Below are 19711 nucleotides of genomic sequence, written 5' to 3' on the forward strand. Positions count from 1 at the left end.
TTGAGGAGTTTTATCAGCCTGTTGAAGGCCAGCAGATTGAGGAAACGCAGCCTGAATTTAATATTCAGCAGGGATTGAAAGGATCAGTGACGGCTTTAAATTAAATCGTACAGGGTAAAACCTTACGGGATTGCCGTATCTCATGAGCGATTTGCTCGAAATCATGAGATAGGAGTAGACATCATGAATGCCTTTGTAGGTCAAACTTTCCCGATGAATCAAATCATTAATATTAAAGAGGTAGTTCAATTTACAAGTATCAGTCGAGCTAAAATCTATGAAATGATCAATGAGAAATCAAAATACTACGATTCTACTTTTCCAAAGCCTGTGCGACTAAGTGAATCTCGTATTGGCTGGTCAGCTTGGGAAATAAATCAATGGATTGAAGATAAGCTGGAAAATCGTGAATAAAAGTGGGGAGCTTCGGCTCCCTTATTTTTTGGTTTTCAGTAAACTATGGAAATGTTAAAAATCTAAAGAATAAAATGAATCAAGCCATTCACTACTACAATCAAAAGATGCTTTAAACGACATTTTCTGTCGCTGAGTGAAATCAATTCAGTGATTAATCACTATTTTTTTCCAAAAGTTCAACAAAATTTCAGTAAGATAAAGGTAAGCAAGTTTTCAGTTGATGCTACTGCGTCAAATAAGAACCAGGATTTTTCAGAACACTATGACCAACAATAACTTTTCTCAAATCGCTTCTTTCATCTGGTCGGTTGCCGACCTGCTGCGTGGTGACTTCAAACAATCGCAATACGGTCGCATCATTCTGCCATTTACCTTGTTACGTCGTTTGGAATGTGTACTGGAAGAAAGCAAGGCTGCGGTACTGGCAGAATATGAAAAAGTCTCCAAGCTGAATCTGCCAGAAGAAGCTCAAGAAAAGTTATTGCTGCGTGCCACCAACGGTCTAGCCTTCTTTAACACCTCCCCAATGGATCTCAGTAAAATGGGGCAGAGTGATATCAAGGCCAACTTAAGCACTTATGTGCAAAGTTTCTCTAAAGATGCCCGCGAGATATTTGAATACTTTAACTTCATCGAATTTGCAGGCTTACTCGATGATGCCAACCTTTTGTATAAAGTCGTGCAAAAGTTTGCTACCACGGATCTGAGTCCAAAGAACGTATCCAACCATGACATGGGCTTGGTGTTTGAAGAACTGATCCGTCGTTTTGCCGAAGGCTCGAATGAAACCGCAGGGGAACACTTTACCCCGCGTGACATTGTGCGTCTGACCACGGCACTGGTGTTTATGGAAGATGATGACGTCCTGACTAAAGACGGCATTATCCGTACCATTTACGACCCGACAGCCGGGACGGGTGGCTTCCTGTCTTCAGGCATGGAATATCTGCATGAGCTGAACCCGAATGCCGTAATGCGTGCCTTTGGTCAGGAACTCAATCCGGAATCCTACGCCATCTGTAAAGCCGACATGCTGATTAAAGGCCAGGACGTGAGCCGGATTAAACTCGGCAACACGCTGTCGAATGATCAACTCTCGGTCGATAAGTTTGACTACATGCTGTCGAATCCACCCTTTGGTGTGGACTGGAAAAAAATCGAACAGGACATCAAGGATGAGCACGAGCAAAAAGGCTTTGATGGACGTTTTGGTGCAGGCTTGCCACGGGTATCGGATGGTTCATTATTATTCCTGATGCACTTGATCAGCAAGATGCGTGATGCCAGCAGTACCGAGAGCGGTAGCCGCATCGGGATTATCCTAAATGGTTCACCATTGTTTACTGGTAGTGCAGGCAGTGGCGAAAGTGAGATCCGTCGCTATATTTTAGAAGCCGACTTGCTGGAAGCCATTATTGCCTTACCGAACGACATGTTCTACAACACCGGGATTGCCACCTATATCTGGGTACTCAGCAATAAAAAAGCCGCTGAACGCAAAGGTAAGGTACAACTGATCAATGCCTCAAACCTCAGTACCAAAATGCGTAAGTCGCTTGGTTCAAAGCGTAACTATCTGACTGAAGCTGAAATTGCCACCATTACCCAAAATTACGGTGACTTTGTGGCGGTAGACACCTTGGCGCAGGATGGCGAAACCGAACAGCAAAAACCATTCGCCAGCAAAATCTTTGACAGTCATGAATTTGGTTACCGTCGCGTGACCATTGAACGTCCATTACGTTTATCGGCACAGATCACGGATAGCGCGATTGCTGCATTACGTTTTGCGCCAAAACCGTTTAATGCCGTGATGCAAAGTATTGATGCGCAATTGGGCACAGCCTTTGGTACAGCGTGGACAGCAGAAACTTACGGTCAGTTGCAGGACGTTGCCCTTGAGGTACGTGCCCTGATTAAAGCCGAGTTCCCTGAGCTAAAAGAAAAAGACATTAAAGAGGTACTGGACAGCAAAATCTGGCTATTCCAGAAAGCCCTGATGGAAAAAGCCGAGGCTTTACAAGAGGTGATTGGTACTGAGCAGTTTGATGACTTTAACCAGTTTGATGAAGTGCTGAAAAAAGCCCTCAAGCAGGCCGACATCAAGCTGGATGCCAAAGAGAAGAAACAACTGTTAGATGCCATCACCTGGAAGAATCCGGAAGCGGAACCGGTGATTAACAAGGTGCTGAAACAGGCAGAAAACCCGCTGTATGGCCAGTTCAGCTACCAGGGCAAAGTGGTCGAGTTTGTGCAGGATGGCGACTTGCGTGATGCGGAGAATATTGCGCTGAATCCAAAAGTCACCACCACAGAGCTGATTGAAGAGTATTTTAAACGTGAAGTACAGCCGCACGTAGCGGATGCGTGGATTAATGCTGACAAGCGCGATGAGAAAGATGGCGAGATTGGCATAGTCGGTTATGAGATTCCGTTTAACCGTCATTTCTACGTGTACCAGCCACCACGTGACCTAGCCGAGATTGATGCCGATCTGGATGCAGTGAGTGCCGAGATTATGCAGCTGCTGCAAGAGGTGCATTCATAATGGCAAAGTATCAGGCTTATGCGGAATATAAGGATTCAGGGGTTGAATGGTTGGGGGAGATTCCGAGTCATTGGGATTACTTTGATGGTAAAAGAATATTCTCTTCTGTTAGAAAGCAAGCTCTTTCTTCTGATGAGCAGTTAGCAGCCAGTCAAAAATATGGTGTTATTCCTCAAAATTTGATGATGCAATTAAATGACTCAAAGGTAATGCTGGCCTTAAAGGGAACGGAATCCTTTCGACATGTTGAAAAAAATAATTTTGTAATTAGTCTACGTAGTTTTGAAGGGGGAATTGAACATAGCAATTATGAAGGTTGTGTTTCACCCGCTTACACTGTGCTAAGTTCAAAAAAGAATATTGATTACAGATACTTTAAATATCTCTTTAAAAGTGCACCTTTTATTGCTGCATTACAATCAACAACTGATAGTTTGAGAGATGGTAAATCAATTTCCTATGAGCAATTCGGGAATATAACTTTACCTTTGTTTAGTAAGGTTGAGCAAAATACGATTGCCAACTTCCTCGACCACGAAACCACTAAAATCAATCATCTGATTGAAAAACAACAAAAACTGATTGAACTGCTGAAAGAAAAACGTCAGGCAGTGATTAGTTATTTGGTGAATGTTAAAGAAGGTGAAGCAAGTATTAAATTAAAATATGCTGTTGAAATTTTGGCAGGATATTCTTTTTCAAGTACAGGTTTTAAAACAGACTCTAATGATGGAGTTGCCTTGTTAAGAGGTATTAATGTTGGCGTAGGCAATATTAAGTGGGACGAATGTGTATGGTGGAGTAAATCGGATACTGAAGGACTTGAACGATACATATTAAAAAAAGGTGATCTAGTTTTTGGAATGGATAGACCTTGGATTTCAACTGGAGCAAGAGTAGCTGAAATACAGGAATATGATTTACCTAGTTATTTAGTTCAGCGGGTTGCAAGAGTACGGGCACTAAGAGGTTTTTATCAACCTTATATTAAGTTGATTCTTGGAAGTAAAGAATTCAAATCATTTATTGAATCTGACCTTACAGGGGTGAGTGTTCCTCACATTAGTACAGATCAAATCATTAGCTTTCCTATAAGAAAATTGTATTTTGAACAACAAGTGAAACAAACAGATCAAGCTATTGAATCTATAAATAAAATTGATTTTTTGATAGTGAAAGCTGAATCCGCAATTCAGCTTATGCAAGAACGCCGAACAGCTCTCATTTCAGCCGTAGTCACCGGAAAAATCGACGTTCGCAACTGGCAAGCGCCAACGATTGCTGAGGCACAGACGGAGTTCAGCGCATGAGTGAGCATTCATTAACGAGCTTAGCTTTGCCACAACTGACCCAAGAGATTGTTTTACTTATCCATGCCGCCAAACAGCGTGCAGCCGTAGCCGTCAATGCCGAACTGACCTTGCTGTATTGGCACGTGGGACAACGTATCCGACAGGAAATCCTCAAAGGCGAACGGGCAGAATATGGGCAACACATCATTGGCAATTTATCCAACGCCCTGACAGCGCAATTAGGCCGAGGCTGGGGAAAGTCACAGCTCAACTACTATGTTAAATTTGCCGAAGTTTTTGATGATATCAACATTGTCCATGCAGTGCGTGGACAATTAAGCTGGACGCATCTTAAAACCCTGATGTATATAGATGACCACATCAAACGAGAGTTTTATCTCAGCATGGCCGTGCAGGAACGCTGGTCTACACGAACGCTGGATGAACGCATCGGTTCAATGCTGTTTGAACGTTCCGCCATTTCCAAAAAACCGGACGAAACCATTCTGCATGAATTGCAACAGCTCAAGGAACAAGGGGTTGTACATCAGCAGCTCTTGCTCAAAGATCCTTATATTCTGGACTTTCTCGATCTGAATGACCGCTATCTGGAAAAGGATTTAGAAGATGCCATTTTGCGCGATATTGAGCAGTTTCTTTTAGAGCTTGGTTCAGGCTTTACCTTTATTGCCCGCCAGAAGCGTATTCAGATTGATGAAGATGATTTCTACATTGACCTGTTGTTTTATAACCGCAAACTCAAACGACTGGTCGCGATTGACCTGAAAACTGAAAAATTCCGGCATTCGCATAAAAGCCAGATGGAACTGTATTTACGCTGGCTGGCTAAATACGAACAGGAAGAAGGTGAAAACCCACCGCTGGGCATTATTTTCTGTACTTCTAAAAAACATGAGCAAATTGAATTGCTGGACTTGGAAAGCTCGGATATTCATGTGGCTGAATACATGACGGTTTTGCCACCCAAAGAAATCCTGGAACAACGCTTACAACTTGCTATGGAACGTGCTAAACAACGCTTGCTTGCCGATGGAGAATCATAAACATGGATGCCACCCGCGAAAGCATTTTCCAGAACGATATTATTCAACAGATGCTGGCTCAAGGCTGGCAACTTGGTACGCCACAAGGCTACAACCGTGAAACCGCCTTGTATGAGCAGGACGTACTGGATTTTGTGCAACAGACCCAAGCACAAGACTGGCAGAAGTTTCAGCGCATATTTCCGCAGGATACCGAACGGCATTTTCTAGAAGCTGTGGTTGCCCAGCTGAAGAAAGCCGACATCAATGCCACTGATGAACAATCCCGTACCTATGGCACTTTAGGTGTGCTGCGTCATGGCGTGAAAACCCGTAGCGCACGCTTTTTCCTCTGTCAGTTTAAACCGGAACATGCGCTCAATCCCGATACTCTAGCCAATTACAAAAAGAACATCTGCCGCATTGTGCCGGAGTTGGTGTATAGCCCGTATGCCACGGCTGCCGAGTTACAGAACATGGGCAAACAGGCCAAGAAATGGCGTATTGATCTAGTCCTGTTTATCAACGGCTTTCCGGTGGCGACACTGGAACTCAAGTCCGAGTTTAAGCAGGCGGTGCAGAATGCCATGTTGCAGTACAAACGCACCCGCTTGCCGAAAGATCCAGAAACCAACAAGCCTGAACCCTTGCTGATGTTTAAGCGTGGCGCATTGGTACACTTTGCCGTGAGTCAATACGAAGTCTATATGGCCACCCAGCTGGCCGGAGAAGATACTTTCTTCCTGCCATTCAATAAAGGCACACATGACGGTGGCGCAGGCAATGATGTGCCAGAAGACCAGAATCTGTACGCCACCGCCTATCTGTGGAATGAAGTTCTCACCCCGGACAATTTGCTGAATATCATTGGGCGTTTTGTCCATCTGCAAATTGAAGAAAAAGAAGACTGGGAAGGACGCAAGTACAAAAAAGAACTGCTGATCTTCCCGCGTTACCACCAGTGGAATGTGGTCACCAAACTGATCAATGCCGCCTTAGAGGAGGGCACTGGACAGAAATATCTGATTCAGCACAGTGCAGGTTCAGGTAAGTCCAACTCGATTGCCTGGACAGCACATCAGCTGTCGACCCTGTACGATCAACACAATCAGAAACTGTTTGATTCGGTGATTGTGGTCACTGACCGTACCATTCTGGATGCCCAGCTACAGGACACCATCTACCAGTTTGAACATGCCGATGGCGTGGTCGGACGCATCAATAACAAAGAAGGCGATGGCTCCAAATCGGAAAAACTGGCCAAAGCACTGGAAACCTCACAGCCGATTATCATTGTGACCATTCAGACTTTCCCCTTTGTGCTGCGTGCGATTGAAAACAGTACCAATCTGAAACAGCGACGTTATGCGGTGATTGCCGATGAAGCGCATTCTTCACAAAGCGGCTCTACGGCACGACAACTGAAAGAAGTGTTGATGCTGGAAGAGCGCGAAGAGGATGCTGAACTGTCTTCGGAAGATATTCTGGATGCGGTGGTGGCTGCACGTAAGGGCAGTAATAACCTCAGCTACTATGCCTTTACCGCGACACCGAAAGACAAAACCCTGCAACTGTTTGGCCGTGTACCCAATCCTGAGCTACCGCCATCCAAGCAAAACAAGCCGGAAGCCTTCCATGTTTACTCCATGCGCCAAGCCATTGAAGAGGGCTTTATTCTGGATGTGCTGAAAAACTATACCAACTATAAAGTGGTGTATAAGCTAAAACAGAAAATTGAACAAGCTGACAAACAGGTCGATGCCAAAAAAGCCAAGATCAGGCTGAATCAATGGGTACGCCTGCATGACCACAACATTTCCCAGAAAGTGAAAGTCATTGTCGAGCATTTCAAAAATAACGTGATGGGCTTATTGGGTGGGCAGGCTAAAGCCATGGTGGTGACCAGTTCACGTAAAGAAGCGGTGCGTTACAAGCTCGCTTTTGATAAATACGTGACGGATCAGGGCTATAAGTCCATTCAGGCTATAGTCGCATTCTCGGGTGAGGTTGAGTTTAATGACAAGGATACCGACAGCAGTGGTTTAGTCGGGCAGACCTTTAATGAACGCAACATGAACCCGGGGCTAAAAGGTCGGGAAATGCGCAAGGCCTTTGACAGTGATGATTATCAGGTGATGCTGGTAGCCAACAAGTTCCAGACTGGCTTTGACCAACCGAAACTGTGTGCCATGTACGTAGACAAAAAGCTGGGTGGTGTTGAGTGCGTACAAACCCTGTCACGCTTGAACCGTACCTATCCGGGCAAAGCGGAATCTGGCACCTTTGTCTTGGACTTCTTTAACGATCCTGAAGACATTCTTGGGGCCTTCCAGCCTTACTATCAAACCGCAGAACTGGCTGATGTATCGAATCCGGATCAGATCTTTGACCTGTTTGAAAAGCTGAAAGCTACCAAGATTTTTCTGTGGACGGAAGTTGAACAGTTTGTCGATGCGTTCTTTACCAAGAACAAATCCAATGCCGCGATCAGTAACATTTGCAAGCCTGCGGTTGAACGTTGGCAGAAACGTTATAGTCAGGCCATCGAAGCCTATAACACCACCCGAGATATGCTGGAACGCTGCAAGAAAACCAATGATGCGGTGCTGATTGCTAATGCCGACAATGCCTTTAAAGAGGCCAAGCTGGAAAAAGACAAGCTGGAAATCTTTAAAAAGGACTTGGGCAGTTTTACTCGTTTCTACGAGTTTATGTCACAGATCGTGGACTACGATGACAAAGAACTGGAAAAGCTCAGCCTGTATGCGCGTAACCTGCGTCCATTGCTGCGTGAAACCGCAACGAAAGATGATGAGGTGGACTTAAGTAATGTCAGCATGAGCCATTACCGCTTGTCCAAGATTCGTCAGCAGGACATCAAGCTCAAAGAAGACGCCGAAGATTTCAAGCTGGAACCGGGCAATGACCTAGGAGCGGCCAAGCCACGCGATAAGAAAGAAGAGTTCCTGTCACAGATCATTGAGCGTCTGAATGATGTCTTTATCACTGATAACCTAACCGATAAAGACATGCTGAACTATGCCTATACGGTACGTGACAAGCTGGCGGAAAATGAGATTGTGATGAAGCAGATCGCCAACAATACCCGTGAACAGGCCATGCTGGGTGATTTCCCGAAAGCGATGGATGATGCCATTCTTGGCAGTAGTGCGGCACATCAGGAACAGATGATGCAGTTGTTGTCTGATCCGGCGAAGGCCAGCATCTTTGCACGGGTGATCTTTGATATGTTGAGCAGTCGATAATTTTAGAGAGGGAGAGGGGGAAATAAAATGCAAATTGATGCTCAAGTAAAAAGTATTTCAGATATTAATCAATTCTTTATTGTTCCTGATTATCAAAGGGAATATGTATGGAAAGCTAATGATCAAGTAAAACAATTCATCACAGATATAGATAATGCTTTTGAAACTTCAAATAATGATTCGAGCTACTATCTAGGGTCAGTAATTATTGTTAAAAAACAGGATAACTATGATGTCATAGATGGTCAGCAACGTCTTACTACAATTGTACTAACTCTCTGTGCATTAAAAGATTTTTTAGAAAGTATTACCCGTACTGAATCTGCTGAAAACTTTTATAACGCGATTAAATCATGGTTGTCGACTTTCAATATGAAAACGGCATCCCATCAAAACCGTGTAGAGTTGCAATACGAAGAAAGCCAAAATTATTTAGGCTATCTTATTCATAAAAAAGAATACAAAGGTAAAGTTACGCCATCTATTCAAAAAATGCAGGCTGCCTATGATGCGATGTATGAATATATTGCAAGTTTGAAGAATGAAGGACAAGAGCATCTGGTTGACTTTATTACTTTCTTCTTTAATAAAATTGTCCTGGTTTTTATTGTTTCTGCGGACCTTCATGGCGCATTGAAAATATTTGAAACCAGTAATCAGCGTGGGGCAAGCCTGGATGCTATGGATTTGGTTAAAAATCTTATTTTTAGTGAAGCTAATGAAAAAGATTTTCCTGATATCAAATCTAAATGGAAAATGGTTGTTGGAAATATTCATGCATGTAAGGAAGGGGAGAACCCATTACGCTTCCTACGATATTTCTTAATGGCACGTTACTGTAATAATGGAATTCTACGTGAGGAAGATATTTATAAATGGATCATTTCTGAGGGTGAGCCATTAATTAACTATAAAAATAAACCAATCGAATTTGTAAATGCATTATTGAGTGCTTCAGAACGCTATTCAAAATTAGTTAATGCGACAAGTTTAGCTGATCATCATCAAGCTTACCCTGCTGTAGTTAATATAGGCTACATTAATAAATATATGTCCAGACAGCACTTATTACTGTTATTGGCCTTAGATGTTAATTGTGAAGATGAAGTGATCAACTATCTTGCAAAACAATTAGAAACTTTGTTTTTTGTGAGTAATACATTAGGTATACAGGCAAAATATAACGAGAACAATTTTAGTATATGGGTGCAATATTTCCGTGGCTTAAAAACCATTGAACAGGTAAAAGTTGCTGTTGAAAAAACTATTGCAAAATATATAACTAAAAAGGCGGCAGAATTTAAACAAACCTTCTTAACGAAACGTCATGATGCTTTTAATCCGCTTTATCGTCTGCGTTATATTCTAGGTACATTGGAAAATAAAGCGGCTGAGCTTTGTAATATGCCACTGAAGGATCATGGATTTATCCAAAGTCTGCAAGTTGAACATATTTTACCTCAGACACCTAAGGCTGATGTAATTCCTGAAGAGTATGGGGCTGACTATTTAGAATATAGTGGCCAAGTTTATATGTTAGGTAATGTGACATTATTAGAAAGTCAGATTAATCAGGCAGTTAATAATTTTAATGACCTAAGTGCAGATTGGTTTAAACAAAAGCAATCTGAGTATAAAAATTCAGCATTAGTACTAAGTAAAATGCTAGATAATGAGTTTAGTATTGGTAAAAATACCTCAACGAATCAATTTATCCATGATTATAAATATGCTTTTACTGAATGGAAAAAGGAGCAGATTCTACAGCGTCAGCAAGTTTTATTGAATTTAGCTCTTTTGGCTTGGACAATTAATGGGCAAAGAATAGACCAATATAAATTTGCTGATGAAAATGAGCAACGTACAAACATAGATCAAGTTATTACAGCTGTATTATAAGGAAACTGTAAGTCAAGGTAATCTTAGATCATTCTACATATTCAATATATTGTTTAATTATTTATCAAAATGATATTTAACTTTATTCCAGTAGCCACTTCGGTGGCTACTGGAATAAAAAGCCTACCATAGAAACTTTTAGAAGTTTTGAAGAGAAAAATATCATCGTTGCAAAATAGCCCAAAATTTAGCCTATTGCATAGACTATTTACCCTATCTTTTGCTTCGGAAAAGGCACAATTTTATTTCTCAAACTATCAATAAAATCAGACCATTCTTGCATCATCTTGATTCGATATTCTAAGTGTTGAGCATGGTTATAAGCTTGAGATACGGCATTACCGACTCGATGTGCTAACTGAATTTCAATTGCATCATGCATATAGCCCTGCTCATGAAGTGTCGTTGATGCAAGTCCACGGAATCCATGACCAGTCATTTTACCGTTGTAGCCCATCGTACGGATCACACAGAGGAGTGCATTGCTACTCATGGGCTTTGCCGTGCTATGGTTATAGAAAACGTACTGCTTATTGCCGGTGAGAGGCCGTAATCCTTCAATGAGTTCAATTGCCTGTTTGGATAATGGAACAATGTGAGGCTGAGCCATTTTCATTTTCTCAGCAGGTATTCGCCATAAATGATTATCAAAATCAATCTCATTCCACTCCATCATTCTGAGTTCAGCTGTGCGTACAAAAGTTAGCGTCATTAGTTGAATGGCTGTTTTAATCATTGGATTGCCATGATAGCGGTCCATTCGCTCAAGGAAGGGTGGGAACTCAGAAATATCCAAACGTGCCATATGCTTCACTTTACGAGGTTTTAAAGCCTCATGAAGATGAGGTGTCGGATCATTCTCGATGAGACCCTTACGAATCGCAAAACGGAAAATACGACCTGCTAAAGGTATGGAGCGTTTAGCCATTTCCTGTGCGCCACGTTCTTCGATTTTTTTGGCACAGGCAAGCACATCTTTACCTTTGATTTGATCAATAGGCATATTGCCTAAATCTGGGAAAAGGTCTTTTTCAAATACGGATAAATCACGTAAATAGGTATTTTCTTTAATAACAGCTTTACGGTCTTCCATCCATTCCATAGCAAGTGCTTTGAAAAGCGTATTTTCAGCAGCTTGTTGTTTCTTTTGCTTCTTCGCTTCGTTGGGATTAATCCCATCTTTTAACTTTAACCGAGCTTCGTCTCGAATTCTTCTTGCTTGAGCCAGTGAGGTTTCAGGATAGGTACCGATGCTGAAAATATTTTCTTTACCGTTAAAGCGGAACTTCATTCGCCAATACATACCGCCCGATGGTGTGACTTCTAAGTACATACCTTTCTCATCGGAATAACGAGCTTTTTTTTCTAGGGGTTTAAGCTTTCGTACTTTTGCATCTGTAAGCATGGCAATAATTCCGCAGAATTGGGGGTATAACTAGGGGTATAATATTATACCCCTAGTTATACCCCCAATTGCATCAAGCTTGCAATAGATCAAGTAGATTGTATAAGACGTAAAAAAAGCTTAAACCCTTTAGATTTAAGCTTTTTTAGACCTTATGGGACTTCATAAGAGTTAAATTTGGCGGTGAAAGAGGGATTCGAACCCTCGATACGCTATAAACGTATACACACTTTCCAGGCGTGCTCCTTCAGCCACTCGGACACTTCACCATTTTGCGCGTTGGATGATAGCGAAAAAAAATTATTCTGCCAAGTGAAACAATTGATTTAGAGAAAAACTTCTTGACCGATGCTATGATTCGACAAAATCCTGTCTAAATTGAAGACAATAATATGCAAAGTACTGCACAAAAAGCCGCATTGCCCGCCATTACATTGGCCGCTTTGGGCGTAGTATTCGGAGATATTGGGACCAGTCCACTGTATGCACTGCGCCAGTGTTTCCTTACGGCACATTTGGCCATCACTGAGGCTACGGTGTTGGGCATTTTGTCCCTGATTTTCTGGTGCATTATGCTGACGATCAGTTTTAAATACGTCACCATTATCATGCGCGCAGATAACAATGGTGAGGGCGGTATTATGTCGCTCTTGGCCTTAAATTTACGAACGACGCGAATTGCTGAAAATAAGAAAATCTATCTGATTGCACTGGGATTCATCGGAGCTTCATTATTTTTTGGTGACGGTATCATCACACCGGCAATTTCGGTCCTTTCTGCAATTGAAGGCTTAAGTATTGCCACCCCGGTGTTTAACCAATGGTTAATGCCGTTGTCGATTGGTATCTTGGCTGGATTGTTTCTGGTACAGCGCCATGGTACGGGGACGATGGGTAAATTCTTTGGTCCATTAACGCTCACGTGGTTTCTTTCTATCGGGGCTTTTGGCTTGTGGAGTATTTCACAAACCCCATTTGTCCTGACCATGATTAGTCCACACTGGGCCTTTAATTTTGTAGTGCATCAGCCTTATGTGGCTTTTCTGACCATGGGTGCTGTGATCCTGACCATGACAGGCGGTGAAGCCTTATATGCAGACATGGGGCATTTTGGACGTTTACCGATTCGCCTAGCGTGGTTCGGTGTAGTTATGCCGTGTTTACTGCTCAATTATGCAGGGCAAGGTGCTTTACTGCTGCGTAACCCCGAAGCTTTAGCAAACCCGTTCTATATGTTGATTCCAGAATGGGCGCTGTATCCCATGATTGGTCTTGCAACAGCGGCGGCGGTCATTGCTTCTCAAGCAGTGATTACCGGCGTGTTCTCGATGGTGAATCAGGCCATTCAGTTACGTTATTTGCCAAGATTAACCGTGAAACATACCTCGGAAGTTGAACGTGGTCAGATTTATTTGCCATTTATTAACTGGGCGTTATTTATTTCTGTCCTGATTTTGATTTTATTATTTGAAAATAGTGAAAATCTGGCGAGTGCCTATGGTGTGGCCGTGACCATGACCATGCTATGCGGTACCATTTTGATTTCTGTATTGGCTTATGGTTTCTGGCGTTGGCCTGTGTGGAAAGTTGCACTGTTTGCCATACCATTTTTATTGATTGACCTCATTTTTGTGGCGTCAACCTCTTTAAAAATTGTTGCCGGCGGTTGGGTGCCAATCTTGATTGGTGCGGTGCTATTCACCATTTTAATGACGTGGAAAGATGGCCGTGCACTGGTCATCAATCGACTAAGTAAAGATGCGTTACCGCTTGATCTGTTTATCAAAAGTATCAGTATGGGTGAAGATACCAAGTTTGTTCCGGGTGATGCGATTTTCCTTACGGGGACACCTGATATTGTACCGCATGCCATGTTGCATAATATTAAGCACAATAAAGTATTGCATGAACGCAATATCCTGGTGACGGTCAATACACGGGATGTGCCTTTTGTTCCGGCAAATGAGCGGGTCGAAGTAGAGAAACTAGATGATCGTTTCTATCGTGTCACGATGTTCTATGGATTTAAAGATCAACCCAATATTCCTGTCGCTTTAGCACAGGCCTACAGTGAGTTGGGCTTTGAATTTGACTTGATGCAAATCAGCTTCTTTATTTCCCGGGATCGGATCATTCATACCTTGGGTGAGGGCATGTCGCCATGGCGTGAAAAACTATTTATTTCCTTGCAGCGAAATACCAGTCCAGTCAGTGATTTCTATCAGATTCCAACCAACCGTGTGGTTGAGCTGGGTAGTCAGATCGAAATTTAAATTATTCAGTGTACTGAAACAGAAAAGCCAGATTCATTCTGGCTTTTTTATGGTTCAATTTTCAGTATTGATCTTCATTTAATAACTTTGGGCAGGAACGTGCGAGCAAGAAGGTAAGGAAAATTTTCTCTATTCAATACTGAAACTGAATTATTAATTGATGGTCACATCGCTTTCTATAGGAGCTTCAGGCGCGGCTTGGATTGCATCATCTGTTACTGGTGCCTCAGGTGCTGCTTGAATCACATCATCCGCTACAGGTGCTTCAGGATTTACTTGCATCGGTGCATCAGTCATGGCCGCATTCGGTGCTTCAGGTGTAGCCATAAATGCATCTTGTTGTGGCTGTGCATTTTCAGGGAGTGCTGTCACAGCTTGCTCATCGGCATTTACTGGCGTTTCAGCAGAAGAAGCAATCACTGGTGCTGAGTTGCTGTCTGGTTCTTGCGTCATGATTGTATTTTCTGGTGCTGCTTGTATGGGTTCAACGACTGCTTGTGGTGCAGCGGCTAAGTTTTGTTGTTCTGTTGGCAAGGCGTTTTCAGCTTCAGCAACGGCTTGTTCTGCTTGAGGTTGTGCGATCGCAGGTGCATTCGAGTCAATCTGTGCCGGTTGAACTTGAGTTGGATTTAAGGGCTGTTCAGTAGATGCTGCATTTTCAGGATTAGCTTCTTCCACCAACTGTACCTGACCGCTTGAAACGAGATCTTGGATTGAGCCGGGCTGACCATTGACGGTGGTCACAATTTTGACTTTAGACAGGCTTTCTAACGTGTCTCCGGGTTGAATGGACGGCTCTGCGAATGCCGCTGCACTCATCAATCCTGAAATCAAACCTAATCCTAAAATTTTAGAATGCATAACAACTCCAATATATTTTGATCACCAATTTCGTATTTTTACCTTGTCATAAGTCTTTTATTGAATTCAATCAAAGCTGCAAAATTGTTTCAGGATTGCTGATAAAGGTTGGTACAATTGCGACATATTGTTACAACAACTGCTGTTTTGTTAGGCAATATATGTGTGTTTGTTAAGCAAAATTAAAAAGAAAAGTGTACTAAAATCTCTGCCCTTGTTAAGCTGCGGAAAAATCGTCCTTTTAGAAATAAATGTTGTAAGTCATGGCAAAAAAGAAACGCAATTCGTCAAATCTATTATCTCAGTTATTGGGTCAGAACGGCATTAAAGTGCTGCTGGGCTTGGTGGCAACAGGGAGTTTTGCGATTGCTTTCGGGCAAGAGAAAATTCAGCAACTGGTGTCGATGTCGAGTAAATCAAACAGTGGCTGCCTTGACCAATTTTACCGCGAAGTGCCACCGTATTTAGTTCGTGAGAGCCTGAGTAAACATAGTTTCCCACTGTGCTTTAATGGCTTTAATGTGATGTATTCAGGAGTGTCGAAAACTCCACTTTGGGTGGCTGAGGTACTGACACCCGCACGTTTAAGCCAGAAAATTCCGCGTGAAGACAGTTTTCATGAAGAAACACGAATTCCTGCTGAATATCGCGCATCGCTTTCAGACTATAAATCAACAGGTTATGACCGCGGTCATATGGCACCGAACGCAGATATGCCGAACAAAGCTGCACAGTTTGATAGTTTCTCTTTAGCCAATATGGTGCCGCAAGCTCCAAAAAATAACCAACAAGTTTGGCGCGAACTAGAGGAAGCGACACGTGCACTTGTAACCAAGCAGAAGCAAGACGTTTATGTGGTTACAGGCCCGGTGTATAGTGCTAAAAAACTCAAAACCATCGGCAATGGCGTAATTGTACCAACCGCAACCTATAAAGCGCTTTATTTGCCTAAAAAAGGTGTCGCTGGCGTTTACTATGCCGATAATACTTTACGTAATACTGCACCAACCGTGAAGGTGATGAGCATTTGTGCTTTAGAAGAATTAACTGGCATTAATATTTTCCCAGAACTCACTGAAGACCAAAAACGCAATACCTATCGTTTGCCCTTAAAAGCAACCGAAGTAAAACAAAATATGCAGATTGCCTATTTGCATTGGGATGCAGAAAGCCAATGTGCGGCAGATGTTGGGCAAGCGCAGATTAGTGCCTTACAAAAGCAGTTTAAATCCAGCGCTGGCGGCAGCTCGGCAAGTGATACTAACTCGGGATCAAGCACAAATAGTGCAACGCAAGATACGATTGTGATGCAATTAATTGAAGAAATTTTGAAGTATTTATTACAAATTTTGAAATAATAGCGTTGATCAATCTAGGTCGAAATACGTGATGATCGTCGCTGCATATCTTGCAGCATAATGTTTTTTCACGTATTTCTATAGACGCAAAACGATATAACAAGAAAGGAAAAATCGATGTTTAAACCCTATCAAAATGGCACTGAATCACATGCGATTCATGATTTGACTTTGGAAAATGGTGAAGAGCGCATCAATTTATATGGAAATCTACAGATCACCAAAGATCAAGCCGGATTGGCTGCCGCAAAAGCGTTACAGGCATTTTTAAACGATGTGGTTCAAACTTTAGAGGCGGAAGTCGATTTACCTGTACAGATTTGTCAGGACAATGATGATCATGAAGTCGAAAATCCTTTTTTATAATCAGGTCGAAATTAATTGAAAAATATTCTATTTAGAATCTAAGAATAAAAAAGCTCACATGATGTGAGCTGTTTTATCGGTCGGGGCAGGGCTTTAAGATTCTTTTGCCGTAATTCGGTAAATCAACGCGCCAATTACTGCACCAATCATCGGAGCAAGCCAGAACAACCAAACTTGAGAGAGAGCCGCAGTTTCTGCAAAGAATGCCACCCCTGTACTTCGTGCAGGGTTCACCGAGGTATTGGTCACTGGAATACTGATCAAGTGAATTAAGGTGAGTGATAAACCAATTGCAATCGGCGCAAAGCCCGCAGGTGCACGTTTATCTGTCGCGCCCATAATCACGATCAGGAACATGGCTGTCAGCACTACTTCGATGATCAATGCCGAGATCATCGAGTATTTACCCGGAGACAAGTCACCATAACCGTTGGTCGCAAAGCCACCGACACCACTAAAGCCAGCTTGACCTTGTATAATGATATACAAAATGAACGCGGCTAAGGTCGCACCGATAAGCTGTGAAATAATGTAGGGCGCTAGTTCTTTGCCTTCAAAGCGGCCACCCGCTCATAAACCAACGCTTACCGCAGGGTTAAAATGCCCTCCAGAGATATGACCGAGTGCATAAGCACCTGTCAGTACGGTTAAACCGAAAGCCAGGGCGACACCAGCAAAACCAATACCGAGTTCAGGGAATGCAGCGGCAAAGACCGCACTACCACATCCACCAAAAACGAGCCAAAACGTACCGATTAATTCTGCTAAATATTTATTCATGTTTGACTCCAGTTGTTTTTTTATTGTGTATTAATGGCATGATTTAAATCATGTTGTATTCAATAATCAGGTGAATCTTATAGGTGATTCATCTCATGAAATTGACTATAGATTAAACTGATTTGATGACAAATCAAAAGCCGTAATCTGAAAATCATTCATTTTATGGTTTCGAGCTGTAGCTGACGCCATTGTTGTGGGGTCAGGTTGCGCCATTGTTTAAAGGCACGTTGAAACGCACTTTGTTCTGAATATCCCAGTAACAGCGCGATTTCTTGTAGGCTTAAATGTGGATCTCTTAAAAACTCTTCTGCCATCATACAGCGTACTTCTTGCATACGTTGTTGATAGGTCGTGCCTTGTTGTTGTAAATGGCGTTGTAACTGGCGGATAGAAAAATTGAGTTGGGTCGCAATATGTTCAATTTGAAATTGATTTTTTTGTAAGCCCATCAAAATTGCCTGTTGTAAGCGTTGGTCTATTTGTGTGGTATTGGGTAGTTTATCGAGAAATGACTGCGCCTGTTGCATCAATAACTTTTGTAAAGTTTGATCACCTTGAGAAAAGGGGCGTGATAACTCCTGAATAGGCACAATCACTTTGGATTTTGCTTGTGAAAATCGGACTTTACAGTGGAAATAGTGCTCATATTGGGCAATATTTTTAGGTGCAGGATGATTGAAATGTACCTCATGTAAATGGATGTCTTCAAAGCGCATAAAGAGTTTTAAAAATTGCAGCATTAGGGCAATCGCAATTTCATCTGTTAGTTGATTGGCCATATTCATGGGCAAGTCATGCCAGCCAATAGAAAAAAAATCCTCCTGCATTTCGATTAGCAAGGGGCTACCATCAAAAATTAAGCGATGAAAATCATGATAGCGCAGTAAGGCTTCACCGAGGTTTTCACACGACAGGGCGATATAGGCAATAATCCCGATATGTTTGGGCTGCACATATTCCGCAATTTCTAAACCGAGTGCGGGCTTTTGTAATCGTTGGTCTAGATCCATCAATAGATCACGCCATACTGCATAGTCAAAACGTTCTAAGTTTTGAACTTTATGCAGTTTATCCGATATGGTTAAACCTTGGGCTTGATGGTAGGCATAGAGCAAATGTCCGAGCCCGCCATAGACTGAGCTGGTGTAGTCCTTGAGCTGTTGCATCTTGTTTTAATTCTTAAGTTTTGTCGTGTTTTGTCAATGATATGCAAAAAGAAGGTCAATATCTAGACTTTTTCGTTCTTTATAGTTTGAAGTAAGAAAAGGAGATATCGCTTATGTGGAAAGGTTTTGTCGCAGGCCTTGTGGTCGCCAATGCATTTGAATGGGTCGCCCATAAATATCTTTTGCATGGGACACATCGTCCGGGTCAGCCAAGATATAGCCCTGTACCGGATAGTATGAAGTCCCATTGGGAACATCATCGTGAAGTACGTAAAACCGATTTTAACGATCATGGTTATGTCGAAGGGATCAAAAACTGGCGCACCAAGAATGAAATCATCTCTTTGGCTGTGGTTGCAGGAGTATTTGCACCGTTATTTTACCCGATTTCAAAAGGCATGAGCCTGTCAGTACTGTATTCTGCGGGCAATTACTATTATATCCATCGCCGAGCGCATCTTGAGCCAGAATGGGCAATGAAGAAAATTCCATGGCATTATGACCATCATATGAATGCCAATCAAGATGCCAATTGGTGTGTGACCAAGCCTTGGTTTGACTATATTTTAGGGACGCGGGTGATTTCTTCGGCTGATTTACAAGAACAGAATCCATTAGGCATCGCACTGCCTGCACCTATTTCAAAATCATTGTCGCAGGTGGTCAATCGATTTTTCCCTGCTAAATGGGTTGCTGAGCGAGCGAAGTTGATCGCTGAGCCTGAGGTTGAAACAGAAACCGTGTAATGGCTGAGCTGATGCTATCGATAAAAGCTATTCATGATGCTGTCGCAATTCGTCAATAAATTGTGGATCTACTGTCAATCAATTCGTTGCTGAAATGCTTATATTAAAGCGTCAAAAGACTTGTACACGACAAGTTAGATGATGAAGTTGCAATGTATATATTCATGAATACCAAGCGCTGTATTTCTTGGTTTATAGGGAGTCCTTGAGGCCACTGCTGTCCCATAGTTTAATTTAAATAAAAAACCTGAGCCCAAATCGTTAAAATATAAGTGCGAACCAACACTT

13 protein-coding genes, 1 tRNA gene and 2 pseudogenes are annotated in these 19711 nt (G+C 42.3%); 11 read left to right on the plus strand and 5 right to left on the minus strand.

The annotated features are described in order from the left end of the window. The 7 genes and pseudogenes from ACN6OV_RS11750 to ACN6OV_RS11780 form a co-directional block, all read left to right on the plus strand. Positions 1-104, plus strand: a pseudogene (locus tag ACN6OV_RS11750) (hydrolase or metal-binding protein); the annotation flags it as partial. A gap of 79 nt (positions 105-183) precedes the next feature. Next, the gene (locus tag ACN6OV_RS11755; RefSeq protein WP_005180632.1) at positions 184-414 is read left to right on the plus strand and encodes a helix-turn-helix transcriptional regulator; all 231 of its coding nucleotides are present in this window, start codon (positions 184-186) and stop codon (positions 412-414) included. A 265-nt stretch (positions 415-679) separates the two neighbouring features. Continuing rightward, entirely contained in the window at positions 680-2965 is a 2286-nt protein-coding gene (locus ACN6OV_RS11760; protein WP_427953162.1) for a type I restriction-modification system subunit M, read from the plus strand. Next, a complete protein-coding gene (locus tag ACN6OV_RS11765) occupies positions 2965-4275 on the plus strand; it encodes a restriction endonuclease subunit S (RefSeq protein WP_427953164.1) in 1311 nt (436 codons plus the stop codon). The genes ACN6OV_RS11760 and ACN6OV_RS11765 overlap by 1 nt, the downstream gene beginning before the upstream one ends. After that, the gene (locus tag ACN6OV_RS11770) at positions 4272-5321 is read left to right on the plus strand and encodes a PDDEXK nuclease domain-containing protein (protein ID WP_427953167.1); all 1050 of its coding nucleotides are present in this window, start codon (positions 4272-4274) and stop codon (positions 5319-5321) included. The genes ACN6OV_RS11765 and ACN6OV_RS11770 overlap by 4 nt, the downstream gene beginning before the upstream one ends. Beyond that, on the plus strand, positions 5318-8566 hold the full coding sequence (locus ACN6OV_RS11775) for a type I restriction endonuclease subunit R (RefSeq protein ID WP_427953182.1): 3249 nt from the start codon (positions 5318-5320) through the stop codon (positions 8564-8566). Before ACN6OV_RS11770 ends, ACN6OV_RS11775 begins: the two co-directional genes overlap by 4 nt. Before the next feature lie 27 nt (positions 8567-8593). Then, positions 8594-10465, plus strand: coding sequence for a DUF262 domain-containing protein (locus tag ACN6OV_RS11780; RefSeq protein ID WP_149932902.1), 1872 nt, complete (start codon positions 8594-8596; stop codon positions 10463-10465). A gap of 208 nt (positions 10466-10673) precedes the next feature. Here ACN6OV_RS11780 and ACN6OV_RS11785 read toward each other — a convergent pair whose 3' ends face one another. Further along, the gene (locus tag ACN6OV_RS11785) at positions 10674-11870 is read right to left on the minus strand and encodes a tyrosine-type recombinase/integrase (RefSeq protein ID WP_004964802.1); all 1197 of its coding nucleotides are present in this window, start codon (positions 11868-11870) and stop codon (positions 10674-10676) included. 178 nt (positions 11871-12048) lie between these two features. Then, positions 12049-12139, minus strand: a tRNA-Ser gene (locus ACN6OV_RS11790). 123 nt (positions 12140-12262) lie between these two features. On the opposite strand from ACN6OV_RS11790, the gene ACN6OV_RS11795 reads away from it, so the two are divergent. Next, positions 12263-14143, plus strand: coding sequence for a potassium transporter Kup (locus ACN6OV_RS11795; RefSeq protein WP_427953170.1), 1881 nt, complete (start codon positions 12263-12265; stop codon positions 14141-14143). Positions 14144-14296: 153 nt separating this feature from the next. On the opposite strand, the gene ACN6OV_RS11800 is transcribed toward ACN6OV_RS11795, so the two are convergent. After that, entirely contained in the window at positions 14297-15004 is a 708-nt protein-coding gene (locus tag ACN6OV_RS11800; RefSeq protein ID WP_427953172.1) for a hypothetical protein, read from the minus strand. Positions 15005-15267: 263 nt separating this feature from the next. Here ACN6OV_RS11800 and ACN6OV_RS11805 point away from each other — a divergent pair, with 263 nt between their 5' ends. Together ACN6OV_RS11805 and ACN6OV_RS11810 are read left to right on the plus strand one after the other, a co-directional pair. Next, positions 15268-16362 (plus strand): DNA/RNA non-specific endonuclease, encoded by a 1095-nt coding sequence (locus ACN6OV_RS11805; protein ID WP_427953174.1) that lies wholly within the window; start codon positions 15268-15270, stop codon positions 16360-16362. Positions 16363-16479: 117 nt separating this feature from the next. Further along, positions 16480-16728 (plus strand): hypothetical protein, encoded by a 249-nt coding sequence (locus tag ACN6OV_RS11810; RefSeq protein WP_427953176.1) that lies wholly within the window; start codon positions 16480-16482, stop codon positions 16726-16728. 93 nt (positions 16729-16821) lie between these two features. On the opposite strand, the pseudogene aqpZ reads toward ACN6OV_RS11810, so the two are convergent. Further along, positions 16822-17508, minus strand: a pseudogene (gene aqpZ, locus ACN6OV_RS11815) (aquaporin Z). 158 nt (positions 17509-17666) lie between these two features. Continuing rightward, the gene (locus ACN6OV_RS11820) at positions 17667-18677 is read right to left on the minus strand and encodes an AraC family transcriptional regulator ligand-binding domain-containing protein (protein ID WP_427953178.1); all 1011 of its coding nucleotides are present in this window, start codon (positions 18675-18677) and stop codon (positions 17667-17669) included. Positions 18678-18790: 113 nt separating this feature from the next. On the opposite strand from ACN6OV_RS11820, the gene ACN6OV_RS11825 reads away from it, so the two are divergent. Next, positions 18791-19423 (plus strand): hypothetical protein, encoded by a 633-nt coding sequence (locus tag ACN6OV_RS11825; RefSeq protein WP_427953180.1) that lies wholly within the window; start codon positions 18791-18793, stop codon positions 19421-19423. Positions 19424-19711: the final 288 nt, after the last annotated feature.

The organism is Acinetobacter sp. (genome assembly GCF_050285345.1).
Lineage (GTDB): Bacteria > Pseudomonadota > Gammaproteobacteria > Pseudomonadales > Moraxellaceae > Acinetobacter.